Source organism: Tardiphaga sp. 709 (assembly GCF_032401055.1).
In the GTDB taxonomy this organism is placed as follows: domain Bacteria; phylum Pseudomonadota; class Alphaproteobacteria; order Rhizobiales; family Xanthobacteraceae; genus Tardiphaga.
Genome location: NZ_CP135529.1, coordinates 1,946,745 through 1,973,629, shown reverse-complemented (window position 1 = coordinate 1,973,629; position 26,885 = coordinate 1,946,745). Strand labels below are relative to the sequence as shown.

Annotated in this window: 27 protein-coding genes and 1 pseudogene; 22 read left to right on the top strand and 6 right to left on the bottom strand. The window is 61.8% G+C overall.

The window, feature by feature from the left end:
* Positions 1-189 precede the first annotated feature (189 nt).
* From RSO67_RS09890 to RSO67_RS09865, 6 genes and pseudogenes are all read left to right on the top strand, one after another.
* Positions 190-996 (top strand): enoyl-CoA hydratase/isomerase family protein, encoded by an 807-nt coding sequence (locus RSO67_RS09890; RefSeq protein ID WP_315844213.1) that lies wholly within the window; start codon positions 190-192, stop codon positions 994-996.
* 78 nt (positions 997-1,074) lie between these two features.
* Entirely contained in the window at positions 1,075-2,949 is a 1,875-nt protein-coding gene (locus RSO67_RS09885) for an AMP-binding protein (protein WP_315843335.1), read from the top strand.
* A gap of 31 nt (positions 2,950-2,980) precedes the next feature.
* On the top strand, positions 2,981-4,108 hold the full coding sequence (locus tag RSO67_RS09880; RefSeq protein WP_315843334.1) for an acyl-CoA dehydrogenase family protein: 1,128 nt from the start codon (positions 2,981-2,983) through the stop codon (positions 4,106-4,108).
* Positions 4,109-4,120: 12 nt separating this feature from the next.
* Positions 4,121-5,365 (top strand): acyl-CoA dehydrogenase, encoded by a 1,245-nt coding sequence (locus RSO67_RS09875; RefSeq protein WP_315843333.1) that lies wholly within the window; start codon positions 4,121-4,123, stop codon positions 5,363-5,365.
* Positions 5,366-5,485: 120 nt separating this feature from the next.
* Positions 5,486-6,726: pseudogene (locus RSO67_RS09870) on the top strand (acyl-CoA dehydrogenase).
* 8 nt (positions 6,727-6,734) lie between these two features.
* Positions 6,735-7,412, top strand: coding sequence for a nitroreductase (locus RSO67_RS09865; RefSeq protein ID WP_315843332.1), 678 nt, complete (start codon positions 6,735-6,737; stop codon positions 7,410-7,412).
* 139 nt (positions 7,413-7,551) lie between these two features.
* Here the strand turns inward: RSO67_RS09865 and RSO67_RS09860 are convergent, their stop codons facing one another.
* Entirely contained in the window at positions 7,552-8,358 is an 807-nt protein-coding gene (locus RSO67_RS09860) for an enoyl-CoA hydratase/isomerase family protein (protein ID WP_315843331.1), read from the bottom strand.
* Between the two features lie 200 nt (positions 8,359-8,558).
* Here RSO67_RS09860 and RSO67_RS09855 point away from each other — a divergent pair, with 200 nt between their 5' ends.
* From RSO67_RS09855 to RSO67_RS09840, 4 genes are all read left to right on the top strand, one after another.
* Positions 8,559-9,218, top strand: a complete 660-nt coding sequence (locus RSO67_RS09855) for a Crp/Fnr family transcriptional regulator (RefSeq protein ID WP_089265467.1) — start codon at positions 8,559-8,561, stop codon at positions 9,216-9,218.
* A 15-nt stretch (positions 9,219-9,233) separates the two neighbouring features.
* A complete protein-coding gene (locus RSO67_RS09850; protein ID WP_315843330.1) occupies positions 9,234-10,079 on the top strand; it encodes a DUF6537 domain-containing protein in 846 nt (281 codons plus the stop codon).
* A 169-nt stretch (positions 10,080-10,248) separates the two neighbouring features.
* Positions 10,249-10,653 (top strand): DUF3307 domain-containing protein, encoded by a 405-nt coding sequence (locus tag RSO67_RS09845; RefSeq protein ID WP_068735395.1) that lies wholly within the window; start codon positions 10,249-10,251, stop codon positions 10,651-10,653.
* Between the two features lie 156 nt (positions 10,654-10,809).
* The gene (locus RSO67_RS09840; RefSeq protein WP_068735003.1) at positions 10,810-11,226 is read left to right on the top strand and encodes a hypothetical protein; all 417 of its coding nucleotides are present in this window, start codon (positions 10,810-10,812) and stop codon (positions 11,224-11,226) included.
* 11 nt (positions 11,227-11,237) lie between these two features.
* Here the strand turns inward: RSO67_RS09840 and RSO67_RS09835 are convergent, their stop codons facing one another.
* Complete coding sequence (locus tag RSO67_RS09835; RefSeq protein WP_315843329.1) at positions 11,238-11,567, bottom strand: YkgJ family cysteine cluster protein; 330 nt, start codon at positions 11,565-11,567, stop codon at positions 11,238-11,240.
* Positions 11,568-11,627: 60 nt separating this feature from the next.
* A complete protein-coding gene (locus RSO67_RS09830; protein ID WP_068735007.1) occupies positions 11,628-12,326 on the bottom strand; it encodes a helix-turn-helix transcriptional regulator in 699 nt (232 codons plus the stop codon).
* Between the two features lie 104 nt (positions 12,327-12,430).
* On the opposite strand from RSO67_RS09830, the gene RSO67_RS09825 reads away from it, so the two are divergent.
* Both RSO67_RS09825 and RSO67_RS09820 read left to right on the top strand, forming a co-directional pair.
* Complete coding sequence (locus tag RSO67_RS09825; RefSeq protein ID WP_315843328.1) at positions 12,431-12,634, top strand: hypothetical protein; 204 nt, start codon at positions 12,431-12,433, stop codon at positions 12,632-12,634.
* A gap of 58 nt (positions 12,635-12,692) precedes the next feature.
* On the top strand, positions 12,693-13,418 hold the full coding sequence (locus RSO67_RS09820) for a glutathione S-transferase family protein (protein WP_315843327.1): 726 nt from the start codon (positions 12,693-12,695) through the stop codon (positions 13,416-13,418).
* A gap of 13 nt (positions 13,419-13,431) precedes the next feature.
* Here RSO67_RS09820 and RSO67_RS09815 read toward each other — a convergent pair whose 3' ends face one another.
* Positions 13,432-14,058, bottom strand: a complete 627-nt coding sequence (locus RSO67_RS09815; RefSeq protein ID WP_315843326.1) for a pyridoxamine 5'-phosphate oxidase family protein — start codon at positions 14,056-14,058, stop codon at positions 13,432-13,434.
* Positions 14,059-14,182: 124 nt separating this feature from the next.
* Here RSO67_RS09815 and RSO67_RS09810 point away from each other — a divergent pair, with 124 nt between their 5' ends.
* Positions 14,183-15,082 carry a LysR family transcriptional regulator gene (locus RSO67_RS09810; protein WP_315843325.1) on the top strand — a complete coding sequence of 300 codons (900 nt, stop codon included), beginning with the start codon at positions 14,183-14,185 and terminating at the stop codon, positions 15,080-15,082.
* Positions 15,083-15,088: 6 nt separating this feature from the next.
* Here the strand turns inward: RSO67_RS09810 and RSO67_RS09805 are convergent, their stop codons facing one another.
* Entirely contained in the window at positions 15,089-15,508 is a 420-nt protein-coding gene (locus RSO67_RS09805; protein WP_315843324.1) for a PaaI family thioesterase, read from the bottom strand.
* Positions 15,509-15,732: 224 nt separating this feature from the next.
* On the bottom strand, positions 15,733-16,905 hold the full coding sequence (gene pobA, locus RSO67_RS09800; protein WP_315843323.1) for a 4-hydroxybenzoate 3-monooxygenase: 1,173 nt from the start codon (positions 16,903-16,905) through the stop codon (positions 15,733-15,735).
* A 217-nt stretch (positions 16,906-17,122) separates the two neighbouring features.
* On the opposite strand from pobA, the gene RSO67_RS09795 reads away from it, so the two are divergent.
* From RSO67_RS09795 to RSO67_RS09755, 9 genes are all read left to right on the top strand, one after another.
* Entirely contained in the window at positions 17,123-18,145 is a 1,023-nt protein-coding gene (locus tag RSO67_RS09795; RefSeq protein ID WP_315843322.1) for a TRAP transporter substrate-binding protein, read from the top strand.
* 265 nt (positions 18,146-18,410) lie between these two features.
* Positions 18,411-18,905, top strand: a complete 495-nt coding sequence (locus RSO67_RS09790; RefSeq protein WP_315844212.1) for a TRAP transporter small permease — start codon at positions 18,411-18,413, stop codon at positions 18,903-18,905.
* 5 nt (positions 18,906-18,910) lie between these two features.
* Entirely contained in the window at positions 18,911-20,221 is a 1,311-nt protein-coding gene (locus RSO67_RS09785) for a TRAP transporter large permease (protein WP_089265454.1), read from the top strand.
* A gap of 4 nt (positions 20,222-20,225) precedes the next feature.
* Entirely contained in the window at positions 20,226-20,690 is a 465-nt protein-coding gene (locus RSO67_RS09780) for a DUF3237 domain-containing protein (RefSeq protein WP_315843321.1), read from the top strand.
* Positions 20,691-20,785: 95 nt separating this feature from the next.
* Positions 20,786-21,721 carry a cyclase family protein gene (locus tag RSO67_RS09775; RefSeq protein WP_315843320.1) on the top strand — a complete coding sequence of 312 codons (936 nt, stop codon included), beginning with the start codon at positions 20,786-20,788 and terminating at the stop codon, positions 21,719-21,721.
* A gap of 173 nt (positions 21,722-21,894) precedes the next feature.
* Complete coding sequence (locus RSO67_RS09770; protein ID WP_315843319.1) at positions 21,895-22,686, top strand: crotonase/enoyl-CoA hydratase family protein; 792 nt, start codon at positions 21,895-21,897, stop codon at positions 22,684-22,686.
* Positions 22,687-22,751: 65 nt separating this feature from the next.
* Positions 22,752-24,635 (top strand): feruloyl-CoA synthase, encoded by a 1,884-nt coding sequence (locus RSO67_RS09765; RefSeq protein ID WP_315843318.1) that lies wholly within the window; start codon positions 22,752-22,754, stop codon positions 24,633-24,635.
* Between the two features lie 48 nt (positions 24,636-24,683).
* Positions 24,684-25,445 (top strand): SDR family NAD(P)-dependent oxidoreductase, encoded by a 762-nt coding sequence (locus RSO67_RS09760; protein WP_315843317.1) that lies wholly within the window; start codon positions 24,684-24,686, stop codon positions 25,443-25,445.
* A 129-nt stretch (positions 25,446-25,574) separates the two neighbouring features.
* Positions 25,575-26,723 carry an ABC transporter substrate-binding protein gene (locus tag RSO67_RS09755; protein WP_315843316.1) on the top strand — a complete coding sequence of 383 codons (1,149 nt, stop codon included), beginning with the start codon at positions 25,575-25,577 and terminating at the stop codon, positions 26,721-26,723.
* Positions 26,724-26,885: the final 162 nt, after the last annotated feature.

Genomic DNA, 26,885 nt, shown 5'->3' with positions numbered 1-26,885 from the left:
CATCTTCCCCTCTCCCCTTGCGGGCGAGGGTGGCGCGGACGAAGTCCGCGACGGGAGAGGGGTTCTTCGCGTCGCCCCCTCTCCCAAGTGAGTTTGTCTTTGATGCCTGCGACGCCCTCTCCCGCGAGGGGAGAGGGCACCATCATGAGCGCCGGCAAGGCGACGAAAGGCTGGGCAGGGAGTGGCGTTGTGACGAAGCCTTTGCTGATCGAACACGACGACGGCGTGGACCGGGTGACGCTCAATCGCCCGGAGAGTCTGAACGCGCTTGACCCAACTCTCATCGACGCACTGAACGCCTATTTCGAAAGCCTGCAGCGCAATCGCAAGACGCGCGTCGTCGTCCTCAAGGGCGCCGGCGCCAACTTCTGCGCCGGGCTCGACCTCAAACATGCGATGGCCGCGCGATCCGGACAGAACGCGCCGCGCACCGTCGCCGAGTCCCTGGATTCCCAGCGCCGCATCGCGGATATCGTGATGCTGATGCGCCGCTGCCCGCAGCCGATCGTGGCGCTGGTGCAGGGCGCGGCTGCCGGCGGCGGTTTCGCGCTGGCGCTGGCCGCAGATATCCGTATTGCCGCAAAGTCGGCGCGGATGAACTGCGCCTTCATCAAGCTCGGCCTCGGCGGCTGTGACATCGGCTCCAGTTATTTTCTGCCGCGTCTCGTCGGCGTGTCCGTTGCGTCCGAATTGATCCTCACCGGCCGCTTCATTCACGCCGATCGTGCGCTTGCCGTTGGGCTAGTGTCCGAAGTGGTCGATGACGGCCAGCTCGAGGCCGCCGCCGCGCCCTATGTCGAGGCGATGATGACGGCGTCGCCGGTTGGGCTTCGGCTGTCGAAGGAGTGTATCAACATGTCCGTCGATGCCGGCTCCATCGAAGCCGTTATCGCGATGGAGGATCGCAATCAGGTGCTGTGCAGTCGCTCGGAGGACTTCGAGGAAGGCATCCGCGCATTCATCGAGAAACGAAAGCCGGTTTACGTCACACGTTAAAGCGTGATCTCACGCAACGAATACAAGGTCCGACAAACGAGACCATGGTTCGACAGTAACGGTTTTGGGAGAAACCACATGAACGCCCAGGCTGCCGCGGTGCTGACAAAGCCAGCCTTCCGCAAGATCCACTGGATGGAGCGCGACATCGATGTCGAGCGCCGCACGGATGGCGTCATCGTCATGAAGTCGCGCGTGCCGTTGATGACTTATGAGACCCATCTTCCGGCCTCGCTGGCGAAATGGGCGAAGGAGCGTCCTGATCACACCTGGTTGGCGCAGCGCGCCGGTGCGGACCGTCAGTGGCGCAATCTCAGCTACGCCGAGGCCAAGCGCACGGTGGATTCGCTGACCCAGGCGCTGCTCGACATGGAGCTGGAGGCGGATCGTCCTATCGCAATTCTCTCGGGCAATTCCATCGAACACGCGCTGATGACCCAGGCTGCGATGCAGGCGCGCCATCCGGCAGCACCCGTGTCGCCGGCCTATTCGCTGATGAGCCAGGATCACGCCAAGCTGAAATATCTGTTCGACCTCATCAAGCCCGCCGTGGTGATGGTGCAGGACGGGCCGAGCTTCCAGAAGGCGCTCGATGCGCTGGATCTGACGGATATCAAGATCGTGCATGTCGGGCGCGCGCCCGAAGGCATCGCTAGCACCGCTTATGCCGATATGGCCGCCACCAGGGTGACGCCAGCGGTCGATGCATCCATTGCGCAGATCACGCCGGACACCGTCGGCAAGCTGCTGTTCACCTCCGGCTCGACGGGCATGCCGAAAGCCGTGATCAACACCCAGCGCATGATGACCGCCAATGCCGCGATGATGATGCAGACGCGCCCGCGTGATGCGCACGCGCAGCCGCCGGTCTATCTCGACTGGATGCCGTGGAACCACACCATGGGTGGCAATGCGCTGTTCCACCCGCTGCTGATCGAAGGCGGCACGCTCTATATCGACGACGGCCGGCCGATGCCCGGCATGATCGACGAGACGCTGCGCAATCTGCGCGAGATCTCGCCGACCTATTACGCCAATGTTCCCGCCGGTTATGCTGCCATCGCTAGCGCGATGGAGAAAGACGATGCGCTGGCGCGCTCCTTCTTCAAGAACCTGAATCTGATGGCCTATGGCGGCGCGCGTCTCCCGGACGATCTCTATGACCGTATGCAGGCGCTGGCCGTACGCGCCACCGGCGAGCGCATCGTGTTCTACACCGGCTGGGGCTGCACCGAGACGTCGCCGACCTCGACCGGCACCTATTGGGACACAGAGCGCGTCGGCCTGATCGGTCTGCCATTTCCTGGCGTCGAGCTGAAGATGGTGCCGGTGGATTCGAAATACGAATTGCGGCTGCGCGGCGTCAACGTGATGCCGGGCTACTATCGCCAGCCGGACCTCACCAAGGCGGCCTTCGACGAGGAAGGCTTCTACAAGATCGGCGACGCCGGCATTTTCGTCGACGACAATGACCCCGTGCAGGGCCTGATCTTCTCCGGCCGCGTGGTGGAGGACTTCAAGCTGACTACCGGCACCTTCGTGCACGTCGGCTCGCTGCGCACCGACGTTATCGCCGCGGCGACACCGGTGGTGCAGGATGCGCTGATCACCGGACAGGATCGGCCATATATCGGCGTGCTCGCCTGGCCCAACCTGCCGGCCTGCCGAATCATGATCGGCGAGCCCGAGGCGACATTTGCCGATGTGGTGAAACATCCTGCGGTTCTTGCCTGTCTGAAGAAGGGGCTGCAGGCACATAATGCGTCGTGCGAAGGCGCCAGCAGCCGGCGCATCGCGCGCGCGACGTTCATGGTCGAGCCGGCCTCCATCGACGGCAACGAACTCACCGACAAGGGCTACATCAACCAGCGCGCCGGCCTCGAACGCCGCGCGGCACTGGTCGCCCAGCTTTACGCCGAGCACCCCGGCGAAGACGTCATCATCCTCAACTAGACTTTCATCGACCAGAACAGAGTACACCGCCATGAACTTCGATTTCTCCGACGACCAGAAGCAGCTCCGCGACGAGGCCCGGCGTTTTCTCACCGGGAAGTGCCCGCCGAAAGCCGTGCGCGCCGTGATCGACGGCAAGGCGCCGTATGATCGTGAGCTCTGGAAGGGCTTGGCTGACATGGGCTTCCTCGGCGTCGCCATCCCGGAAGCCTTTGGCGGCTCGGGTGCCGGTCATCTCGAACTCTGCGTGATCGCCGAGGAAATGGGCCGTGCACTAGCGCCGGTGCCGTTCTCGTCCACGGTTTATCTCGCCGCCGAAGCGCTGTTGCTCGCCGGCTCCGATGCGCAGAAGCAGAAGTGGCTGCCAGCGATCGCGCAAGGCAATGCCATCGGCACGCTGGCGCTGTTCGAGGGCTCAGGCAATCCGTCGCCGAAGGCGATCAAACTCACCGCGGCCAATGGCGTGCTCAACGGCACCAAGAAGCCGGTGGCCGATGGCGCTATCGCTGACTTCGCGATTGTTGCGGCACGCACCGGCTCGACTGGCCGCGACACCGACATAGCGCTGTATCTTGTCGATCTCACGAGCGAAGGTGTCGAGGCCAAGGCACTGACATCCATTGATCCCTCGCGCAATCAGGCCGAGATCTCGTTCAAGAACGCCAAGGCCGAGCCGCTCGGCGCTGCGAACGAAGGCTGGAGCATCCTCTCCCAGGTGCTCGACCGCGCCGCCGTGCTGATCGGCTTCGAACAGGTGGGTGGCTCCGATCGCGCGCTGGAAATGGGTCGCGACTACGCGCTCGACCGCATTGCCTTCGGTCGTCAGATCGGTTCATTCCAGGCGGTCAAGCACATGCTCGCCGACATGTATGTCTCTGCCACGCTGGCGCGCTCGAATTGCTATTACGGCGCATGGGCGCTTTCGACCAACGCTTCCGAACTGCCGGAAGCCGCCGCAGCTGCGCGCATCAGCGCCACGCAGGCATTCCAGCATTGTTCGAAGAACAACATCCAGGTCCATGGCGGCATGGGCTTCACCTGGGAGTTCGACTGCCATCTCTATTATCGCCGCTCGAATGCCGTCGCGGTGGGTCTCGGCTCGCTGTCCTATTGGGAAGATCAGTTGATCGAGCGCATGCGCCAGAAGAATGCGGCGTAAGGATCAATCGAGATGAATTTCGACGACACCCCGCAGGAGGCCGCGTTTCGCGCCGAGGCGAAAGCCTGGATCGCGGCCAATGCGCCGAAGCAATACGAAGACGAGCTGAAGAAGGCCGCGCTCGGTCGCATCCAGCTCAAGAGCGCAAATATCCTTGAAGTCGCAAAAGCCTGGCAGAAGAAGAAGGCCGATGCTGGCTGGGCCGTACCGCACTGGCCGAAGGACTATGGCGGCCGCGGCGCCTCGCCGATCGAGCGCGTGATCTGGCAGCAGGAAGAGGGCGTGTTTGGCAAGCTCGGCGCGCTGTTTATTATCGGTCACGGCATGTGCGGCCCGACCATGATGGCCTACGCCGCCGAGGAGCATAAGCGGCAGTATCTGCCGCCGCTGGCGTCCGGCGAGAAGATCTGGTGCCAGTTGTTTTCCGAACCTGCAGGGGGATCCGACGTTGCCGGCCTGCGCACCCGTGCGGAGAAGGACGGCGATGACTGGGTGATCAACGGTCAGAAGATCTGGACCTCCGGTGCGCATTATTCCGACTATGGCATCCTGATCACCCGCACCGATCCCACCGTGCCGAAGCACAAGGGTCTCACCATGTTCTTCCTGGACATGAAGAGCCCGGGCGTCGAGATCAAGCCGATCAAGCAGGCCAACGGGCAGGCTGAGTTCAACGAGGTCTATTTCACCGACGTGCGGATTCCCGATGCGCAGCGGCTCGGTGCCGTCGGTGACGGCTGGAACGTCTCGCTCACCACGCTGATGAACGAGCGCATGGCGATCGGCGCCAATGTCGCGACCGGCTTCCCGGAACTGTTCGAGTTCTGCAACAGCCTGATGCTGGATGATGGTCCGGCGATCGACGACCCCGCCGTGCGCTCCAAGCTTGCCAACTGGGCGGTGCGCGCCTCGGGCCTGCGTTACACGGCATTCCGTTCGATCTCCGCACTGTCGCGCGGCGAACGGCCGGGCCCGGAAAACTCCATCGGCAAGCTCGTTGCCGGCGCCATGTTGCAGGATGTCGCCACCTATGCGCTCGATCTGCAAGGTGCGGCCGGTGTGCTGAACGGGCCGGAGGATGCGGAGGTCGCCGGCAAATTCCAGGCGATGCTGCTGCGCTCGCCTGCGACGCGCGTCGAGGGCGGCACCGACGAGATCCTGCGCAACATCATCGCGGAACGCGTGCTGGGTCTCCCCGGCGACATTCGCGTCGACAAGGACGTGCCATTCAACAAGATCCCGACCAAGGGACGATAAGTCAGCCTGTAGGATGGGTAGAGCGCAGCGAAACCCATCAATGTCCGCGCAAGCCCATCGATGGGTTTCGCAAGGGCTCTACCCATCCTACGCTTTCTTTTCTCATTAAGGACGACGACCATGAATTTCGATGACACGCCGCAGGAAGCCGAATTCCGCGCTATCGCGCGCAAGTGGATCGATGCCAATGCGCCCAAGCATCTGGAAGCCGAGCTGACCAAGCCGTCAGCCAAGCGCGCCAGCGAAAAGCGCGACGCGATGCTCGATGTCGCCAAGGCCTGGCAGAAGAAGAAGGCCGATGCCGGCTGGGCCTGTTTGCATTGGCCGAAGGAATATGGCGGCCGCGGCTCGACGCCGATTGAACGCGTGATCTGGCAGCAGGAAGAGGGCGTCTATGACAAGCTCGCGCGGCCCTTCGCCATCGGGCAGGGCATGTGTGGCCCCACCGTGATGGCCTATGCCTCCGAAGACCAGAAGCGCAAATATTTGCCGCCTCTGGCCTCTGGCGAGAAGGTCTGGTGCCAGTTGTTCTCCGAACCCGCCGGTGGTTCGGACGTCGCAGGTCTGCGTACCGCGCGGAGAAGGATGGTGACGACTGGATCGTCAACGGTCAGAAGATCTGGACCTCCGGCGCGCATTACTCGGACTACGGTATTCTCATTACCCGCACCGACCCGAATGTGCCCAAGCACAAGGGTCTCACCATGTTCTTCCTCGACATGAAGAGCGAAGGCGTCGAGGTGAAGCCGATCAAGCAGGCCAATGGCATGCAGGAATTCAACGAGGTGTTCTTCACCAATGTGCGGATTCCGGATAGCCAGCGACTCGGCGCTGTCGGCGACGGCTGGAACGTCTCGCTGACCACGCTGATGAACGAGCGCATGTCGATCGGCTCGCGCGTCGCGACGGGTTTCCCGGAGCTGTTCGAGTATTGCAGCAATCTGATGCTGGAAGACGGCCTCGCCATCGACGATCCCAATGTGCGTTCGAAGCTGGCGGGTTGGGCGGTGAAGAATTCCGGCCTGAAATACACCAGCTATCGTTCGACCTCGGCGCTGTCGAAGGGTGAGCGTCCGGGCCCGGAGAACTCCATCGGCAAGCTGGTCTCGGGCATGATGATGCAGGATATCGCGATGTTCGCAGCCGACCTGCAGGGCGCCTCCGGAGCCTTGGTCGGCGCCGATGCGGAAGCGGCCGGCGAATTCCAGGCGACGATTCTGGGCTCGCCGTCGATGCGTATCGCCGGCGGTACCGACGAGATCCTGCGTAATATCATCGCCGAGCGTGTGCTGGGTCTGCCCGGCGATATTCGCGTCGACAAGGACGTGCCGTTCAACAAGGTCCCGACCAAGGGACGGTAAGGTTTGCAATGACTGCTCCCATCGATACGCTCGAAACTCTTCTGGCGTCACGTTACTCCTGCCGTGCCTACAAGACCGAGCAGGTGCCGCGCGCCATCATCGACCGCATTCTCAATGCCGCGCAGAAGACCGCGTCCTGGTGCAACAGCCAGCCATGGCAGGTGACGATCACGTCGGGTGAAGCCACCAAGAAGTTTCGCGACGTGCTCTATCCTGTCGCGGCCGCGGGCACGCCGAATTCGGGCGACTTCCCGTTTCCGCGCGAATATCGCGGGGTCTATCTGGACCGCCGCCGCGAAAGCGGCTTCCAGCTCTACAATACGCTAGGCATCGCGCGCGGCGACAAGACGGCCTATGCCGAGCAGGCGCTGCAGAACTTCAACTTCTTCGGCGCGCCGCATGTGGCGATCGTCACGTCGGATGAAGCGCTCGGCGTCTATGGTGCAGTGGACTGCGGCGGCTATGTAAACAATTTCATGCTGGCTGCGCAGGCGCTCGGCCTCGCGACCGTGCCGCAGGCGGCGTTGGCGTTTCACTCGGCCGTGGTGCGCCAGCATTTCGGCATGAGCGACGACCGCCGCGTCGTTTGCGGCATCTCGTTCGGCTATCCGGACCGCGAGCACAAGGTCAATAGCTACCGAACCAACCGCGCGCAGTTGGACGACGTCGCGACGTTTGTGGAGTGATCCCAGGCTGTCATTCCGGGGCGCCGGAATGCGGCGAAGCCGCATGCAGGCGAACCCGGAATCTCGGCATGGCTGAACACTTCGGGATTCCGGGTTCACGCGAGCAAGAGCTCGCGCGCCCCGGAATGACGAGTAAGGCCTAAAACCTCGGTGCCCGTTTCTCCGCGAACGCCTTCGTCCCTTCCTTGATCTCATCGCCCCGCATGCTGTCCCGCGCGCGCTGATCGGCGGCAGCCTCATCCAGTTCACCGCGGGCGAATTCGTTGATCGCCTGCTTCATGCCGCTCATGGCGATCGGGGCGTTGGCGGCCAGAATCATGGCGAGCTTGTCGACTTCCTCGTCCAGCGCCTCGGCCGGCACCATGGCGGTGAGGTAGCCGATCCGCAGCAGTTCGCTGGCTTCCAGCTTCTGCGCGGTGAGAAACAATCGCTTGGCGTTGTCGACCCCGAGCCGGCTCACATAGCGTTTGATACCGCCTTTGTAATAATGAAGGCCGAGCCGGGCGGCCGGCATGAACATCTCGCAGGTGTCGACGCCGACCCGGAAGTCACAGGCCAGTGCCAGGTCGGTCGAACCGCCATAGACGCCGCCGTTCAGCCGGCAGATGGTCGGTACGCCCAAGTCCTCCAGCCGGTTGGCCACGGCCTCAAAGGCCGATCCGGACGAACCTTCGGCCACGGGCTTGGGCACGCTGGCAGCCCGTTCGGAGATCGCATTGAGATCGAAGCCGGCGCTGAAAGCGCGGCCGGTGCCGGTCAGCACCAGCACCCGGACGTTGCGATCGGCTTCTACGCGATCGAACAGCTGCATCAGGGTGTCCAGGTCGAGCTGGGATAGTCGGTTCAGCTTCTGGGGGCGGTTCAGGCGGATGGTGGCGCGGGGGCCGTCGATGGTCAGAACGGGTGGCGAGGACTGATCTGACGCGGTTTCCGTCGTTTCCGACATGTTGTTCTCCTTTGGGGCGGGAGCGACGGTGCCCGCACCGGCGGATCGCGTCAATCTGCGCACGACTCCGTGATTTTTGCGGGTTGCAACACGGGCTATTTTAACCAGATGGGCTATATTGCGGCTGCAAAGGCCCGGTCATTCGCGCTTCATAGTCGCGGAGGACGGTGCGGCCGTTCCTGGAAACCCGGTTTGCTCCCATGGATATGTCCTATCTCCATCACTTTGGCAGCGCCGCAGCCACGATCTTCGTGGTCGCGACCGCCACGATGCGGACGATGATTCCGCTGCGGGTCTTTGGCATCATGGCCAATGTCCTGCTAATCGCGATCTCGATCCCGACCCACAATTATCCGACCATGGCACTGCATGCGGTGCTGCTGCCACTCAACATCTACCGCCTGCGCCAGATGCTGCAATTGGTCCAGGATGTGAAAAAGTCGGTGAATTCGGACCTGTCGATGGAATGGCTGAAGCCGTTCATGACCAAGCGTCCCTGTAAGGCCGGTGAGGTGTTGTTCTACAAGGACGAGAAAGCCGAAGACATGTTCTATATCGTCAGTGGCCGCTACCGTCTCGTCGAATCCGGGATCGAATTGCCGGTCGGCGCCATTGTCGGTGAACTCGGCATGCTGTCGCCCTTGAACGAACGCACCCAGACGCTGGAATGTATCGAGCCCGGCATGGTGCTCAGCGTCAGCTACAGCCAGGTCGAAGAGCTGTACGTGCAGAACCCGGAATTCGGTTTCTTCTTCCTGCGTCTCGCCAGCGCGCGATTGTTCGAGAATATCGACAAGCTGGAAGCGCGTCTGATGAAGCAGGACGCGCCCGCATTGCCCATGGCGCCGCAGCACGCATAAGCATCAGGACGTCCCGTGGCAGGTTTCATCAACGTCATCCGCTCCACGCTCGCCGAGCTGGCGAACAGGAGCGAACCTGCAGCGCCGGTTTTGCCGGTGGGGCTGCCGGCTACGGTGCGTCCTGTGGCGGAAGATGGCGTGGCCCTGTTGATCAACTATCAGAGCGCAGTCTACGCGCAGCTCTACAGCGACCGGCTGCGTCGCTTTGTCGGACGGCGCAACGTCAGCGACGAACTGTTTAGCGAGATTGCGCGGCTGCTCGCGATGCGCATGAGCTATCACGATCCGATCCGCATCGCGCAGCTCAAGCTGCAGGAGCCCGTGATGCCCGGCCGGCCGCCGGTCGTCGACAGGCGGCGTTTTCGCCTCGACGAGTTGGTGTCGGCATTGCCGGAGATCGTCGGCGATCCCCTGATGTGGGCGCTCGAGCGCATCTATTGTGCGCATCGCACGGTGCCGATCCGTTTCAGCAAGGCGAGCATCTGGGGCATCAAGCGCCTTGAGTTCGAATCCTGGCTGCGACGTTGGCGCCTGTTGTCGACGCGTTATGAAACCGAGCGGGTCTGGGTCGAACGCTGGCTGCACATGATTGATCGGGCACTGACCAAGCAGCCGGACGCGGCAATGGCCATCGTGCAGACGGCAACTATGATCGAAGGTTACGGCACGGGCTATCGGCAGGGCATGGCCGCCTGGCATCAGATCATCGACGGACTGGCCAAGCCGGCTTTCGATGGGACGCTGGTTATCAACGATCTGGCGGACGCGATCACGCGTGCCCGTGCGGTGCCGCGCGACCCGAAGGGTGACCAATTACGCAAGGCGATCGGTGAGCTCCGCGCGCATGCCGTCCTGAACTAGCGAGAAAGTGGAACGTGCGCGGTGTTTTCCCGACCAGGCTGGCTCTGCAGGAAGCGGTGGGTTTTCGGTTCCGCGGCGTGCATTCCCGGTTTCGGAGTGTCATAAATAGGGCGAGTGATCGGGCCGGCTGAGGGGCCAGCCTGTCGTGACCGGTGAGAGGGACGTCAGCTTGTTGTTTCCTGCAATGTCGTCGTCGATTGCTCTGGGCGGGCTCGTCGGGTGGATGCTCGTCCTCACCGTCAAGCACGTGATAGCTGATTTCCTGCTGCAAAACGCCTGGATGGCGATAGGCAAGGATCAACGGACCGGATGGGCGCTGCCGCTGCTGGCGCATTGCGCGATCCATGGCGTGCTGACGACGCTGTTCATTGCCGTTGTACAACCCAAGCTCTGGTTCCTGGGACTGGTCGACTTCGCGATCCATATCACCATCGATCGGCTCAAGGGCATCTGCGTCTCGCATTTCGGTGTGACGCAGGGCCATCGCTGGTTCTGGTGGCTGATCGGCATCGATCAGGCACTGCATCACCTGACCGACTTCTTCCTGGCCATCTTCATCGTCGCCAACAGCTGATGCGCGTTTGAACGCATCGAGTTCCAATGTGGCGGTAGCAGGGCACGGCTGCCACATTTCAAACTGTTACTCAAGAGTCGCACGCGGCCATTAAGGCTGTTGGTTAACCCTGCGTTAGGAAATTCAACCGCATCCTCATTAACGAGGAGAAACCCCATGCGGTCCAGCCGTCAAGCTTTTGAGAACGATTTTTGCCCCGTCGAGGAAGATCTGCTCGGTGCAATGTATCGTGCAAATGAAAATGGCCTGCCCCATCTCGTGGCCAGCGTTTCATCCGATGTCCGCGCGATGCTGGCTCTGTTCTGCTATCGCCGCAGTCATCTTCACGCTTTGGCAATCTCGATTGCATCGAGCTGCAGCGAGCGTGAGCTGATCGAATTCGGTGGCCGCGTTGGTTCCACGCTCTACGCGCTGTCACACGACACCGCCGTGGCGCGTCCTTCTGTGTCGGCCTATCACAACCGCAAGGCCATCACGCTGTCGACCAAGCCGCTCTCGACGCTGGCGCCGATGGATGATGATCTCGACGACGAGCTGGATGACAAGGAATTCGCTCACGCCGTCACGGCGTAAGCTGACATCAACTACTCTGCGGCTGCCAGAATTGGCAGCCCGTGCCGGCGCCGCGCCATGGCGCATTCGGGATCGCCAGGCATGCAGGTTCGGCACACGTCCGGCCTCACAGCATAAATCCCGCAGGCTGTTGCCTCTCCAACCTTTCCGGTCAATGCGCTGCAGCGGTCTCCGTCGCAGCGCATTCCCGATTCACGATCGTTGACATATTTGGCCGGGATCAGATCGAGATCGGCGTCGTCCTCGATGGTGAAACGCGGCCAGTTGCTGGAATACGAACAGCACGCGCCACATGCCTGGCACGGGCTGGCTTCGCTGATCGTGGCTGCGTCACTTGTCATGCCGCGGTTTATCGCGATCGGGCGGGTTTCACCAGCGGCGTAGATGCAGGCTCGGCTGTTTCAGGTATCCTGTGGCCGCTCCCAGCTCAGCGTCTTGCGCCATTTGCTGCGCAGCGTTTCACGTCGTTCCGGGTACTTCTCATCGAGGAAATGTGCCTCGATCGCTCGGTCGGTTCGAAAACTGCGGAAATCCTTGCGAAGCTCGCACCACGCCGCCAGCAGCCGCACGGCTTCCAGATAACCCACCGCGATCGGCCAGACGATGCGCTCGCTGTTGCGACCGGCTTCGTCCCGGTAAAGCAGCCGGACCTTCTTGCCCGCATGAATATGCGCGCGCATCTGCACCATATCCATACTGTCGGCGGCGCCGTGGAAATCCGGCCGCGCCCGGCTCGCGGGTTCGAGCACGAAGGGGCGCAGGCGCTCGGGCACGGTGTCCGCGATCTTCGCGATGAGATCCTGTGCCGCCTTGGCCAATGCCGGATCGGCGTGCCCCATCACCCATTGTGCGCCGAGCACGGCGGCTTCGATCTCGTCGGGCGTCAGCATCAGCGGCGGCATGTCGAAGCCGCGTTCGAGGATATAGCCCATGCCGGCTTCGCCGCGGATCGGGACGCGTTGCGCCATCAGTGTCGCGATGTCGCGATAGATCGTGCGCTTGGACGTTTCCAGTTCGGCGGCAATGGCATCCGCCGTCAGCGGCTTCCGCGTGCGCCGGAGTACCTGAATGATCTGAAACAGGCGGTCTGCGCGTCTCATCGTCGTCTCTCTGTCCGTGTTGGTCCGCTATCGATGCTGACAGCATGTTGGCAGCAGGGGGCAGTCATACAGGACCCAGGTTCAAACGAACGAAGGATTCTGCAATGACCGCTTTCGATAGCCTCGAGGCATTTTCGCATAATGACCGGCTCTGGCGCATCCGGGCATGGCTCCTGGAACGCGCCATTCTCGCCCTGTCGGGCGACCTCCGCTGGGCCCTGATCGGGCTCGGCTGGCGCATGGTCTCCACCGCGGCGGTCCAGGCGCGCGCTTGGGTCGCCAGCGTCATCCGGCGTGACGGCTGCTGACACCACGGTGGCAGCAGCAACTGCCTAGTCTCTTGTCCTTGTCACTTGGAGAAACCACATGATCGTCCTTCACGGCGCAGGCGCGGGCTTCGGCCTGCCGGAAATCAGCCCTTTCGTTACCAAGACGGAAGTCCAGCTCAAGATGGCCGGCTTGCCCTATCAGAAGCAACCGGCACGGCCGCAGGATTCGCCGAAAGGGCAGATGCCCTATATCGACGACGGGGCTGAATGCATTGCCGATTCCACATTTATCCGCGCCTACATCGAACGCAAATATGACGTCGATTTCGATAAGGGCCTCGATCTGGCGCAGCGGGCGCAGGCCTGGGCCATCGAGCGGATGATCGAGCATCATCTCTACTGGTCGCTGGTCGGCGTTCGCTGGGTCGATGCCGATAATTTCGCCAAGGGACCGTCGCATTTCTTCGACGGCATTCCCGAAGCGCAACGCGACGAGATCCGTGCATTCGCGCGCAAATCCGTCATTCAGAACCATCTGGCGAACGGTCTCGGCCGGCACCCTGCCGATGAAGCGCTGCAACTCGCGGATCGTTCGCTGATGGCGCTATCGGTGCTGCTGGCCGGAAAGTCTCACCTGATGAGCAACCGCCCGGCCGGTGTCGATGCGACCGCGTTCGGCGTTCTGGCCGGGATCATGTCGCCGTTGTTTCCGTCGCCCCTGCAGCGTCAGTTGCACCGCTACGGCAACCTCATCACCTACGTGGATCGGATGATGGAAGAGTATTATCCCGAACACGTCTGGCAGTGCAGCGTCGCTGCCTGACGCTGCGTGGCCTTCAATGCGGCGACGCTGAGTCCTTCAGCGTCGCCAGCTCGGCTTCAAGCTCCGTAATCCGCGCATCGCGCGCTGCCAAGGCTGCGGCGACATCGGCGGCATCGAATTTCTGCGGGATATGCTGCGGACAATTGGTATCCCATGCAGCGATCGTGAACAGGATGACCTGCTCTGGCTTCGCACGATAACCTTGTGGCATCAGCGATCGCATCAAGGCCGGGTCGTCCTCGACCACCCGCGCGGTGCCCCAGAGCTTGACCCGGCGGCGATGCGCGTAATCCATGATGAAGATGTTGGCCTTTGGATTCTCGGCCAGATTGCCCTGGGTGATGTATTGCCGGTTGCCGTTATAGTCCGCGAAGGCCAGCGTCTGTTTGTCGAGCACCTTCACGAACCCCTTCGGTCCGCCGCGATGTTGCATATAAGGCTGGCCGTCAGCGCTGGCGGTAGCCAGAAAGAAGCTGTTCGCCTCGGCGAGAAACGCTGCGAGATTGTCGTCGACCTCGGTGCGCCAGCCGCCGTTTTCCTCGACATGCGCATAGCCGGAACGCGACCCCTTGCGGGTCTGGATCGCCTTGACGGTCGGCGTGAAGGCAATGTCGCTGGAATAGGTGTGGATGTCTGACATGACTTACTCCCTGATTGGAGCTCGGAACGGGATACGTCCCCGCTAGCCCTAAGTTGGCTCTTTCCTCACATAAGAACAATCATCGGAATTGACACTTCATTGTTGCGGGATATGAAATGGTTCGATGGATCGCATCGAAGCCATGACCGTCTTCGTCGCCGTGGCGGACCTGCAGGGGTTCGCGCCCGCGGCCCGCAAGCTCGGACTCTCCGCGTCGGCGGTCACCCGCATGGTGGCGGCGCTGGAGGAGCGTCTTGGCGCCCGCCTGCTGCAGCGGACCACGCGCTCGGTGATGCTGACCGATGTCGGCGTGCGCTATCTGCAACGAGTGCGCCAGATTCTCGCGGATATCGAGGAGGCCGAAGGCTCCGCGCAGGCCGAACGGGCCCAGCCGAGCGGGCGTCTGGTTGTCTCCGCACCGGTTGGCTTCGGACGCCTGCATGTCACGCCGCTGATCTCGGCCTATCTGCAGCGCTACGCGGACGTATCCGGCGAATTGCGGCTGACCGATCGTATGGTCAGTCTGGTTGAGGACGGGATCGATGTCGCCGTCCGGATCGGTCATCTCCCCGATTCTAGTCTGGTGGCGCGCCAGGTCGGCAGCATGCCGCGCGTCGTTGTGGCGTCGCCGGATTATCTGGCGCGACGCGGCCAGCCAAAGACGCCGGACGACATCGCGAAGCACGATACGATCCAGTTCGGTGCCATCGCATCAGCGCCGGAATGGCGCTTCGTGCAGAATGGCGACGACATCCGCATCACGCATATGCCGCGTTTCACGACCGACGTTGCCGATGCCGCCATCTGGCATGCCGAGCATGGTGGCGGCCTGACCCGCGTACTGGCCTATCAGGCGGCAGACGCGCTGGCGGCCGGGCGCCTCAAACGTGTGCTCACGGAGTTCGAGCCGCCGGCGGTGCCGATCCACATCGTCTATCCGACCTCGCGCTTGCTGTCGGCGAAAGTGCGCGTCTTCATCGATCTTGCCGCCGAAACCTGCCGGTGGGATTTCAGCAAGCGATAGCCATCGCTACGTTTTTGGTGGCGCCACGCTGAATGTGCCGTTGGTCCGGGCGCACGGCTCGCTGTCTGCCGTGATTAGTGCCTGCGCAAAGCAGAGACGCTTGCCGGTCTTGATGACCTCGGTCTCGATCTGCAGCCATTGCCCGATCTGCGCGGAGCCGAGAAAATCAGCAGAGAGATTCACGGTGAGCAGCCGCGCACCGCCGCCCAGTACATGGCCGCAGCTTAGGCCCATCGCATTATCGGCCAGCGCGGTGATCAGCCCACCATGCGCCATGCCCCGCGAATTGGTATGCGCTTCGGCGATGCGAAGACCGAGGATGACATTGGTGTCGGTCACCTTGGAATAGATCGGCTCCCAGGGGGCGGTGAGGGGGCTCTTGCGATAGTGCGGCGTGAAGCCGTCGGGGATAGCGGTGTTGGTCATGGCGCACTCAAACCCGAAATGCAGGCGAAAGACAGACCAACAATGTTTTAAACGGGGGCTGGCAGGATGTTTAAAACAGGCGCGATGGCGGCAATGACTATAACACTGTCATTGCCGGGCTTGACCCGGCAATCCATCTTCTGCACAGGCGCGGGCAAAAATGGATACGCGGGTCAAGCCCGCGTATGACGTCCGAATGTGGGAAGGTTTAGTCAAGCTTCGCCTCAGTAAGGCAATCCGACATAATTTTCCGCCAGCGACGCCGTCGCGACATCCGAATGTACGACATAATCCAGCTCGGCCTGCTGCAGCTTGGTCCCGAAACCGTCATTGTCGGGGAAGCGATGCATCATCGAGGTCATCCACCACGAGAAGCGCACGGCCTTCCAGACCCGCTTCAGCGCGACCGCTGAATAGAAGTCGAGACCGCTCGAGGATTTCTCATCGTAGAATTCGCGCAGCGCCATTGACAGGTAATGGACGTCGGAGGCCGCAAGGTTGAGCCCCTTGGCGCCGGTCGGCGGCACGATGTGGGCGGCGTCGCCGGCCAAAAAGAGCCTGCCGAAGCGCATCGGCTCCGCGACAAAACTACGCAGCGGCGCGATGCTCTTTTCCAGCGATGGGCCGGTGATAAGGCTTTCGGCGGCCTCCGTGTCGAGGCGGCGGCGCAGCTCGTCCCAGAACATGTCGTCGGTCCAGTTCTCGACTTTTTCGTCGAGGGAACACTGGACGTAATAACGGCTGCGCGTCATCGAACGCATCGAGCACAGCGCGAAGCCGCGTTGGTGATTGGTGTAGATCAGCTCATGCGACACTGGCGGCGTATCCGAGAGCAGGCCGAGCCAGCCGAACGGATAGACGCGCTCGAAGGTCTGTACGGCGGAGGCCGGAACGCTCTGGCGCGAGACACCGTGGAACCCATCACAGCCGGCAATGAAGTCGCAGGCGATCTCGTGGCTTACGCCGTCCTTGACGTAGCGGACGCGGGGGCTTGTGCTGTCGAAATCATGCAGGCTGACATTGTCGGCATCATAGACCGTGGTCAGCCCGGCCTTGTCGCGGGCGTCCATCAGGTCGCGGGTGACCTCCGTCTGGCCGTAGACTGTAACGACCTTACCGCCGGATGCCTTCTTTAGGTCGAGGCGGTGGCGAATTCCGCCGAACAGAAGTTCGATCCCGTCATGGACCAGGCCTTCGTGATGCAGGCGCTCGGTAATCCCCAGCTTTTCCAGCAGGCCAACGGTGCCCTGTTCGAGCACGCCGGCGCGGATGCGGGCGAGGACATAGTCCCGATCCTTGCGCTCCAGAATGACGTTATCGATCCCATAGGCATGCAATAGTTGCCCTAGCAACATTCCAGCCGGACCAGCTCCAATGATGGCAACTTTTGTTCGCAACGCTTGCTCCCGCGGTTGATATAGGCTCTGTCGTCCGACTGAGTTGACAAGTCAAGCGGGGTCGCGACACTGGCTCCGCAACGCGTGCGATCGCACCGCTTGCAAGGATGATTATAACATATAACAATATTCGCAAAGGGCCATTCAAGGTCCGGTGAACAAGTTCGATAGAACACGTTCGAGAGAACACGTCCAAACGGACGTAGAGGGAGAGACGATGAGGAAAGCAATTCTCGCATTGCTGGCGGCTGGCTGCATCATGCCAGTACTCACGCCCGCGCAGGCGCAAGACAAAACCGTCAATATGAAGGTATCGCTGTGGGTGCCGCCGGCGCATCCGCTGGTGCCGGCCACGCAGGCCTGGGCCGCCGATATAGAGAAGGCCTCGGGCGGCAGCATCAAGATGTCGGTGTTCCCTTCGGAACAGCTCGGCAAGGCGTTCGACCATTACGACATGGCGCGCGATGGTATCGCCGATATCACTTACGTGAATCCCGGCTATCAGCCCGGCCGTTTCCCCATCGTGGCCGCAGGCCAGCTGCCCTTCGTGTTCTCAGACGGCAAGAAGGGCACCCTCGCGCTCAACGAGTGGTATCAGAAATACGCCAAGACCGAGATGAAGGACACGAAGCTGTGCTTCGCTTTCATCCACGATCCCGGATCGATCCACGGCAAGAAGAAGATCGTCGTGCCGTCCGACCTCAATGGCGTGAAGGTCCGCCCGGCGCAGAGCACCATCGGCGAAATGGTCAAATTGTTCGGCGGCACCAATGTGCAGGCCTCGGCGCCGGAATCGCGCGATGCGATCGAACGCGGCGTGGCGGACGAGATTGCGTTCCCGTGGGGCTCGATCTTCCTGTTCGGCATCGACAAGGTGGTCAAGTATCACATCGACGTGCCGCTCTATTCGACGGTGTTCACCTACAACATCAACCTCGCCAAGTATAATTCCATGTCCGCGGCGCAGAAGAAGATCATCGACGATCACTGCACGCCGGAATGGGCCTCCAAGGTCACCGATCCCTGGGTCGACTTCGAAGCCAATGGCCGCACCAAGATGAAGGCGCTACCGGACCACGAAGTCTACAAGCTCACGCCCGAGCAGCTCGCCGAGTGGAAGAAAGGCGTCGCGCCGCTCAACGCCGCCTGGGCTGCGGCTGTGAAGAAGGCTGGCGGCGATGCCGATGCCATCGATGCAGACCTCAAGGCGATGCTGAAGAAGCACGACGCGGGGCTGTAGCTTTCCGCCGAGTCCGTTGATCGCACGGACCTCTCATCACGTCATGGCCGGGCTTGACCCGGCCATCCACTTTCCTTCGCCACCCAGAAGATGAATGCCCGGGTCATCTAGTGAAGTTCGCTTCGCGCTGCCCGGGCATGACGATCGAGAGGGCGGAGGCTGGCTTCTCCTCTTGAGCATTGTGACATCGACGATGACCGCCACGTCCGAAATCTCCCAATCCAGCGCCCTCGGCATTCCGCCGGATCCGCCCCGCAAGAACGTAATGGATCGCTTCATCGATTCCATCGAGTGGATCGCCGCGTTCTTTGTCGGCATCGTCGCACTGAACACCTTCATCGCGGTGTTCATGCGCAAATTCTTCGCGGTCACAATCCCCGATTACTACAATATCGGCCAGTTCATGCTTGGCGTGCTAATCTTCTGGGGCATCGCCGCGACGTCCTATCGCGGTGCACACATCACCGTCGATCTGGTCTGGGCCAATGCCACGCCGAAATATCAGCGCTGGATCGACGTGTTCGCAACCTTGGTGCTGCTTTTCGTCGTGACCGTGCAGACCTACACGCTGTTCGACAAGGTCGTGGACACTTATTCAAGCCACATCGTCACCATGGATCTGCAACTGCCGGTCTGGCCGTTCTTCCTGTTGTCATGGATCGGCGATGGCGCTGCGGTGCTGTTGATTGCGATCCGCACCTACCGGCTGATCTTCCATCCGGAAGAGATGCATGAACCCGAAATCAAGACGGCAGAGTAAGTCGCATGGATCTCAGTAACGAAGCGGTTGCCGTCATCGGCTTTGTCAGCCTGTTCGTGTTGATGCTGTTGCGCGTGCCGGTGGGCATGGCGATGGGGCTCGTGGGCATCACGGGCTTTGGCTATCTCACTGGTTTTGCGCCAGCGCTCAAGCTGGTCGGCCAGACCACCATGCGCACGGTGACGGACTATTCCTTTGGCGTGATCCCGATGTTCCTCCTGATGGGTGCCTTCGTCTCGGTGTCGGGTATCAGCCGTGAACTGTTTCGCGCCGCCAACACCTTTGTCGGCCACTGGAAGGGCGGCTTGGGCATCGCGACCATCGCAGCCTGCGGCGGCTTTGCCGCGATCTCCGGCTCGTCGGTGGCGACAGCCGCGACATTCTCTGCCGTTGCCTATCCGGAAATGCGGCGCTTCAATTATCCGCAGAGCTTCGCCACCGGCGTCATCGCCGTGGGCGGCACGCTCGGTGCGATGCTGCCGCCGTCCACGGTGCTGGCGGTTTACGGCATCATTACCCAGCAGGACATCGGCAAGCTGTTCATCGCCGGCATCGTGCCGGGCCTGCTCGCTATCGTCATGCACATGATCACCATTGCGATCATCGGCGTGGTCAAGCCGGGCTTCTTGCCGGCTGGCCCGAAGGCGTCATGGCGTGAGCGCGCCGCGGCGATCCGCGATGTCTGGTCGCCGTTGTTGCTGTTCGTCTTCGTGATTGGCGGCCTTTATGGTGGCTTCTTCATCCCGACCGAAGCCGGTGCGGTCGGCGCGGTCGGTGCCTTCATCATCGGCGTGCTGCGCGGCAAGCTGAACAAGGACGGCATCCTGCAATCGCTGTTGCAGGCGACGCGCACCGCAGCGGCTGTCTTCACTGTGCTGATAGGCGCGCTGTGTTTCGGTTATTTCCTCACCATTACGCAGACGCCGCAGCACGTCACTGAATTCCTTACCGGTTTGGGCATCGGCCCCTATGGCGTGCTCGCGCTGATCCTCCTGATGTATCTGGTGCTGGGCTGCCTGATGGATGCCATGGCCATGGTGATCCTCACCGTGCCGATCGTGTTTCCGGTGATCATGGCGCTTGGTTTCGATCCGATCTGGTTCGGCATCGTCATCGTTATGACCGTCGAACTCGGCCTGATTCACCCGCCGGTCGGTATGAACGTCTTCGTCATCAAGAGTGTGATCAAGGACGTCAGCATGTCGACGATATTCAAAGGCGTGCTGCCATTTGTGGTTACCGACCTGATCCGTCTCGTGCTGCTGATCCTGTTCCCGCTAATTGCCACCTGGCTGCCGATGCGGATGATTGGATGACATCATGACGACACCGCAGCTTGCGACGAAACATGTCTTCAGCCTGTCGATCAAGGTCGGCACGCGGATCGTGGCCGGCGATCTCGGACATGGCATCCGCCGGGTCATCCCGGTCCTTGGCGGCACCGTGCAGGGCGAGGGCATCAAAGGTACGATCCATTCGGGCGGCGCCGATTTTCAGATTATCCGCCCGGATGGCTTTACTGAGCTTGAAGCGAAATACACGTTCGAACTCGATGACGGCGCTGTTGTCTATATCGAGAATATCGGCGTCCGCTTTGGCCCGAAGGACGCGCTTGATCGCATCGCTCGGGGCGAGGCCGTCGATCCCGCTCTGATCTATTTCCGCTCGGTGCCGAAATTCGAGACAGGGCATCCCAAGTATCGTTGGTTGATGCAGAACCTGTTCATTGGCGTCGGCGCACGGCATCCCGACCGTGTCGAGCTTGCGGTGCATCAGGTGCTGTGAGGCCTGCGCAGTCGGACCGCGCTTACTTTCTCCAACTTCGTGTTGTTAACTCCGGCTGACCGGCAAAAAGCCGGCGCATATCGGGAGGATACAACATGCTGAAAGCTTGCGTGCTTGGGTGTTCGATTTCCGTGTTAGCGGTCATTTTGCCTGCTTATGCGCAGGACTGGACCAAATCGAAATGGGGGCCGAACGACGAGATCGGCGCCGCGAACTACATGAAGCCCGACCTCGTGAAGTCTGCCGCGCAGCTGGTGAAGACCGGCAAGACCTATGCACTCGGCATTCCGGTAGGCGCGGACACGCCGGCCTATCCGCCCCGCGGTTTCAAGATCACCGTGGTACAGCCCGGTCAGGCCGGCAATCCCGGGCTCGGTCCCAATCACGCGACCTATAACGACGACATGCTCAACGGCTGGGTCGGCGTCGGCAGCCAGATGGACGGGCTTGGCCATCTCGGCGTCAATCACGTCTACTATAACGGCAACAAAATTGCAGACTTCGGTGATCCCACTGGCCTTAAGAAGCTCGGCATCGACAAGGTGCCGCCGCTGGTCACCCGTGGCGTGCTGCTGGACATGGCGGCCTACTACAAGACCGACGTGGTCAAGGAAGGCACTGCTTTCAACGTCAAGGAAATCGAGGAGGTCGCCAAGGCGCAGGGCGTTGAGATCAGGCAAGGCGACGTGGTGCTGTTCCACACCGGTTGGCTCAGCCTCCTTGGCAAAGACGATAAACGCTACAATGCCGGTGAGCCCGGCCTTGGCGCCGAGGGCGCCAAATATCTGACCAGCAAGGGTGTGGTTGCGGTCGGCGCCGATACCTGGGGCGTCGAGGTGCTGCCGTTTGAAACCGCGAATGTGTTCGAGGTCCACCAGATACTTCTCGCGATGAACGGGACCTATATCCTCGAAAACATGGACACGTCCGAACTGGCCAAGGACAAAGGCTACGAGTTCCTGTTCGTGCTCGGTCAGCCCCGCTTCAAGGGGGGTGTACAGAGCATGATCAACCCGGTGGCGATCCGCTAACCATCGTAGGAGAGGCGATCCGGTCTGTTCTGCGGGGCAGGCGAGACCGGATCGCTGTCGCACCGGAATACCTGACCTTATGCAGGACGAGATCAACCTATTGCACCGCAAGATTGACTCATGCGCTATTCGTTATAAGATATAATTATTCTAGCCAGGACCTAATCGCGCTCATGAACCAAGCCGTCGCCGCTACCGCTGCCATGCTCCAGATCGAAACCCAAGGCCGCGTGCTAATCGTGGGCCTGAACCGTCCCGCCAAGCGCAACGCGCTGAACGATGGACTGATCCTGGAGATCGAGCGTTGCTTCGCGTCGCTGCCCGAGGAAATCGGTGCCGTCGTCGTCCACGGCATCGGCGGGCATTTCTCCGCCGGCCTCGATCTTTCCGAACTCACCGAGCGTGACGCGACCGCTGGGCTGATGCATTCGCGGATGTGGCACCGCGTGTTCGACATCATTCAGCATTGCCGCGTGCCGGTGATTGCGGCGCTGCAGGGCGCCGTCATCGGCGGCGGCCTCGAGCTTGCTTGCTCCGCGCATATCCGTGTTGCCGATCCGTCGGCCTATTACGCGCTGCCGGAAGGCAGCCGCGGCATTTTCGTTGGTGGCGGCGGTTCGATGCGCCTGCCGCGCCTGATCGGCGTGCACCGGATGGCCGACATGATGCTTACCGGCCGCGTCTACAAGGCGGAGGAGGGCGTGGCGCTCGGCTTCGCGCAGTATCTGACGGAAGCCGGCGGCGCCTTGCCCAAGGCCATAGAGCTTGCCGAGCGTGTCGCACAGAACGCGCCGTTGACAAACTTCGCCGTGCTGCAAGCCTTGCCGCTGATCGCCGAAGCTAGTCCGCAGACCGGGCTGATGCTGGAAGCACTGATGGCCTCGGTGGCGCAGAGCGATCAGGAGGCGAAGAATCGCATCAGGGATTTTCTGGAGCGCAAGGCCGGCAAGGTGAAGCCCGGCTGACCCGGCAAGACGACAACGAACAAAAATAAAAGCAACAATCGGGACGAATACACAGGGCGGTAACAATGTCTGCAAGTGCCGACAAAATCGATCAGACAAAGCGAGCGATAACCGCGCATCCGCTGCGGCCGATTTCCTATGGCGACCCCGCGGTCACCATCGAGCGTCATGACGACGGCACGATCTATCTACGCCCGACCAACTCCATCGGCGACTATCCGGAGCGCGTCACGGACTATCTGCATCACTGGGCGAAGGAGGCGCCGGATCGCGTCTTCATGGCCGAGCGCGCCGAAGACGGCGGCTGGCGCGAAATCACATACGCGCAGATGCTGGATGCGGCGCGGCACATCGCCTCGGCGCTGCTGTCGCGCGAGCTGTCGGCCGACAAGCCCATCGTCATCCTCTCCGGCAATTCGGTCGATCACGCACTGATCGCTTTTGGTGCGCTCTATGCCGGTATCCCCTATGCGCCGGTGTCGCCGGCCTATTCGCTGGTGTCGAAGGATTACGGCAAGCTCGGCTATCTCATGAAGCTGCTGACGCCGGGGCTGGTCTTTGTCGATGACGCCAATGCGTTCACGAACGCCATTCACTTCAATGTACCGGTCGACACCGAAGTTGTCGTTTCCACCGGCGCTCTGCCGGACCGGTCCGTGACCAAACTCTCCGATCTGCTCGTGACGCCGGAGGCCGCCAATCTTGATGCTGCGAACGCAGCCATCGGTCCGGATACCATCGCGAAGTTCTTGCTGACCTCAGGCTCCACCGGCAATCCGAAGGCTGTGATCAACACCCAGCGCATGATGTGTGCTAACCAGATCATGCTGCGCGATACGCTGGCCTTTCTGAAGGACGAGCCGCCGGTGATCATCGATTGGTTGCCATGGAATCACACCTTTGGCGGCAATCACAATATCGGGCTGACGCTGTTCAATGGCGGTTCGATGTATCTCGACGACGGCAAGCCGACGCCCGCGGGCATCGAACAGACCATCCGCAATCTCCGCGAGATCTCGCCGACGGTCTATTTCAACGTCCCCAAGGGCTATGAATCGCTACTGCCCTATCTGCGCGAAGATGCAGAGCTGCGCGAAAAATTCTTTGCACGACTGCATGCGATGTTCTTTTCGGGGGCAGCGCTGTCCGCCTATGTCTGGGACAGTCTTGACGAACTGTCGGTGCAAACCACGGGCGTGCGAGTGCCCATGCTCACAGGGCTCGGGGCCACGGAAACCTCGCCATTCTTCATGTGCGTCAATCCCGTGACTAGCCGTTCCGGCCATGTCGGCCTTCCGGTGCCGGGCAACGATGCCAAGCTGGTGCCGAACAATGGCAAGATGGAAGTGCGCGCCAAAGGGCCGAACATCACGCCGGGCTATTGGCGCGAGCCGGAACTGACCGCGAAGGCGTTCGACGAGGAAGGCTATTACATCTTCGGCGATGCGCTGAAGGCCGTCGATCCCGATGATCTCTCCGCTGGCTTCGATTTCGACGGTCGCATCTCCGAGGATTTCAAGCTCGGCAGCGGTACCTGGGTCAGTGTTGGCCCGCTGCGCGCGCGCTTCGTCGGCACTTGCGCGCCGCTGGTGCGCGATGTCGTTATCGCCGGCATCAACCGCGACGAACTCGCAGCTCTCATTATTCTCGATCTCGATGGCTGCCGTGTCATCAATCCCGATCTTCCTGCGGGCGACCTCGCTGCGGCAGCCAATGATCCGATCATCCGCGACGCGTTCCGTGAACGCCTCGTGCGTTTCATGGCTGGCGCGACGGGGTCCTCCACGCGGATTGCCAAGGCGGTGCTGCTCGACACACCGCTGTCCATCGATCGCGGTGAAGTCACGGATAAGGGCTCGGTCAATCAGCGCGCGGTGCTGGAGCATCGCGCCAAGTTGATCGACGATATTTATGGGAATCCGGAAGTCGCGAAAGTGATCGCGATCTAGTTGAAAGCCGCCAATGAGCGGCAGAGACATCGAACAGGGGAGGACATCATGCAATTGAAGAACCAGGCCGCTATCGTCACGGGTGGCGCTTCCGGCCTCGGCGCCGCGACCGCCCGCAGGCTTGCCGCGCAGGGCGCGAAAGTCGCGCTCCTCGATCTCAACACCGCCCTCGCCGAAACCGTTGCCAAGGAAATCGGCGGTGTTGCCATTTCCTGCGATGTGTCCGACGCGGCCTCCGCCGAAGCCGCGGTCGCCGCCGCCGCCAAGGCGCACGGCCCGGCGCGTGTGCTGGTGAACTGCGCTGGCATCGGCGTCGCCAAGCGCGTGATCGGCCGCGATGGTCCGATGGCGCTCGGCGATTTCGACAAGGTGATCCGCATCAACCTGATCGGCTCGTTCAATATGATCCGCCTGGCAACGGACCCGATGTCCAAGCTGGAGCCGCTGGAGACCGGCGAGCGCGGCGTTGTGATCTCGACGGCCTCGGTGGCGGCCTATGATGGCCAGATCGGCCAGTCCGCCTATTCGGCCTCCAAAGGTGGCATCGTCGGCATGACACTGCCCATCGCCCGCGAGATGGCCCAGTTCGGCATCCGCGTGCTGACCATCGCGCCGGGCCTGTTCATGACACCGCTTTTGGCCGGCCTGCCGCAGGAGGCGCAGGACAGCCTCGCCGCGGCGATCCCATTTCCGCGCCGGCTCGGCCATGCCGACGAGTTTGCGTCTCTCGCACTGCACATGATCGACAATCCGTATCTCAACGGCGAGGTGGTCCGGCTCGACGCCTCGCTGCGCATGGCGCCGCGTTAAGCCTGCGGCAAAGCATCAGTGCGCCAGCCCTTTACCGGTACGGGCGCACTGACCTAAAGAAGGGGCTGATAAGCCAGCCGAACTTTGATTTAGCTGACGACATAAAAAATGACCCTGAGGGAGAGACCCATGACCAAGCATCACTTGGCGATCGCGGCTGTTGCCGCCTCGCTGGCACTCGCCGCACCGGCTTTTGCCCAAACCTCCGACATCACCATCGGTATCACCACGTCGACCACGGGCCCGGCGGCAGCGCTGGGCATTCCCGAGCGCAATGCACTTGAATTCGTGCCGAAGGAAATCGGCGGTGTGCCGCTCAAGATCATCGTGCTCGACGATGGCGGCGATCCAACCACCGCGACCACCAATGCCCGCCGTTTCATGACCGAATCCAAGGCCGACCTCATCATGGGCTCGGCGGTGACGCCAACCAGCATTGCGGTGTCCAATGTGGCCAACGAAGCCGGTATCCCGCATTTCGCCCTGTCGCCGCTGCCGATCACGCCGGAACGCGCCAAGTGGTCGGTGGCCATGCCCCAGCCCGTGCCGATCGTCGGCAAGGTGATGTATGACCACATGAAGTCGAAGGGGATCAAGACCGTCGGCTATATCGGCTATTCCGACAGCTATGGCGATCTGTGGTTCAACGATCTCAAGACCCAGGCGGTGCCGATGGGCATCAATATCGCGGCCGAAGAGCGCTTTGCGCGACCAGATACGTCGGTCACTGGCCAGGTGCTGAAACTGATCGCTGCCAATCCTGACGCGATCCTGGTTGGCGCCTCCGGCACCGCCGCTGCGCTGCCGCAGACCGAACTGCGCGAGAAGGGCTACAAGGGCCTGATCTATCAGACCCACGGCGCCGCCTCGATGGACTTCATCCGCATCGCCGGCAAGGCCGCCGAAGGTGTGCTGATGGCCTCCGGCCCGGTGATGTATCCGGAAGGCCAGGCCGAAACCGCGCTGACCAAGAAGCCCGGCATGACGCTCAACACCGCCTATGAAGCCAAATATGGCCCGAACAGCCGCAGTCAGTTCGCCGGCCATTCCTACGACGCCTTCGAGGTGCTGAAGCGGGTGATCCCGACGGCGCTGAAGACCGCCAAGCCGGGCACCCCTGAGTTCCGCGAGGCGATCCGGCAGGCGCTGCTCACCGAGCGTGAGATTGCCGCTACCCAGGGCGTTTACAACTTCACCGAAAAGGATCGTTACGGCCTCGATGAGCGCTCGCGCATCCTGCTGACGGTGAAGGACGGTAAATACGTTCTCGCCCAGTAATGCAGATCTGACGGAGGGCAGGGGCGCTAAGCGCCTTTGCTTCGCCGGCATTTTTCGATAACAAGGCCGGCCCTCGCCAGAGGGTCGGCTTTTTTGCTGCGCGCGAGGCTTCGCGCGGTCACAACCAGCGCCACGTCTGCCGGTATCGCTGCCGCTTTCGGC

Bases quoted from the DNA above. Each gene is read 5' to 3' on its own strand.
- RSO67_RS09880 (WP_315843334.1), top strand. From the start codon at position 2,981: ATGAACTTCGATTTCTCCGACGACCAGAAGCAGCTCCGCGACGAGGCC.
- RSO67_RS09815 (WP_315843326.1), bottom strand. From the start codon at position 14,058: ATGTCAGACATCCACACCTATTCCAGCGACATTGCCTTCACGCCGACC.
- RSO67_RS09830 (WP_068735007.1), bottom strand. From the start codon at position 12,326: ATGAGACGCGCAGACCGCCTGTTTCAGATCATTCAGGTACTCCGGCGC.
- RSO67_RS09875 (WP_315843333.1), top strand. From the start codon at position 4,121: ATGAATTTCGACGACACCCCGCAGGAGGCCGCGTTTCGCGCCGAGGCG.
- RSO67_RS09885 (WP_315843335.1), top strand. From the start codon at position 1,075: ATGAACGCCCAGGCTGCCGCGGTGCTGACAAAGCCAGCCTTCCGCAAG.
- RSO67_RS09805 (WP_315843324.1), bottom strand. From the start codon at position 15,508: ATGACCAACACCGCTATCCCCGACGGCTTCACGCCGCACTATCGCAAG.
- RSO67_RS09790 (WP_315844212.1), top strand. From the start codon at position 18,411: ATGGATCGCTTCATCGATTCCATCGAGTGGATCGCCGCGTTCTTTGTC.
- RSO67_RS09835 (WP_315843329.1), bottom strand. From the start codon at position 11,567: ATGACAAGTGACGCAGCCACGATCAGCGAAGCCAGCCCGTGCCAGGCA.
- RSO67_RS09855 (WP_089265467.1), top strand. From the start codon at position 8,559: ATGGATATGTCCTATCTCCATCACTTTGGCAGCGCCGCAGCCACGATC.
- RSO67_RS09775 (WP_315843320.1), top strand. From the start codon at position 20,786: ATGCTGAAAGCTTGCGTGCTTGGGTGTTCGATTTCCGTGTTAGCGGTC.
- RSO67_RS09820 (WP_315843327.1), top strand. From the start codon at position 12,693: ATGATCGTCCTTCACGGCGCAGGCGCGGGCTTCGGCCTGCCGGAAATC.
- RSO67_RS09760 (WP_315843317.1), top strand. From the start codon at position 24,684: ATGCAATTGAAGAACCAGGCCGCTATCGTCACGGGTGGCGCTTCCGGC.
- RSO67_RS09785 (WP_089265454.1), top strand. From the start codon at position 18,911: ATGGATCTCAGTAACGAAGCGGTTGCCGTCATCGGCTTTGTCAGCCTG.
- RSO67_RS09860 (WP_315843331.1), bottom strand. From the start codon at position 8,358: ATGTCGGAAACGACGGAAACCGCGTCAGATCAGTCCTCGCCACCCGTT.
- RSO67_RS09825 (WP_315843328.1), top strand. From the start codon at position 12,431: ATGACCGCTTTCGATAGCCTCGAGGCATTTTCGCATAATGACCGGCTC.
- RSO67_RS09770 (WP_315843319.1), top strand. From the start codon at position 21,895: ATGAACCAAGCCGTCGCCGCTACCGCTGCCATGCTCCAGATCGAAACC.
- RSO67_RS09795 (WP_315843322.1), top strand. From the start codon at position 17,123: ATGAGGAAAGCAATTCTCGCATTGCTGGCGGCTGGCTGCATCATGCCA.
- RSO67_RS09810 (WP_315843325.1), top strand. From the start codon at position 14,183: ATGGATCGCATCGAAGCCATGACCGTCTTCGTCGCCGTGGCGGACCTG.
- RSO67_RS09865 (WP_315843332.1), top strand. From the start codon at position 6,735: ATGACTGCTCCCATCGATACGCTCGAAACTCTTCTGGCGTCACGTTAC.
- RSO67_RS09755 (WP_315843316.1), top strand. From the start codon at position 25,575: ATGACCAAGCATCACTTGGCGATCGCGGCTGTTGCCGCCTCGCTGGCA.
- RSO67_RS09765 (WP_315843318.1), top strand. From the start codon at position 22,752: ATGTCTGCAAGTGCCGACAAAATCGATCAGACAAAGCGAGCGATAACC.
- RSO67_RS09840 (WP_068735003.1), top strand. From the start codon at position 10,810: ATGCGGTCCAGCCGTCAAGCTTTTGAGAACGATTTTTGCCCCGTCGAG.
- RSO67_RS09780 (WP_315843321.1), top strand. From the start codon at position 20,226: ATGACGACACCGCAGCTTGCGACGAAACATGTCTTCAGCCTGTCGATC.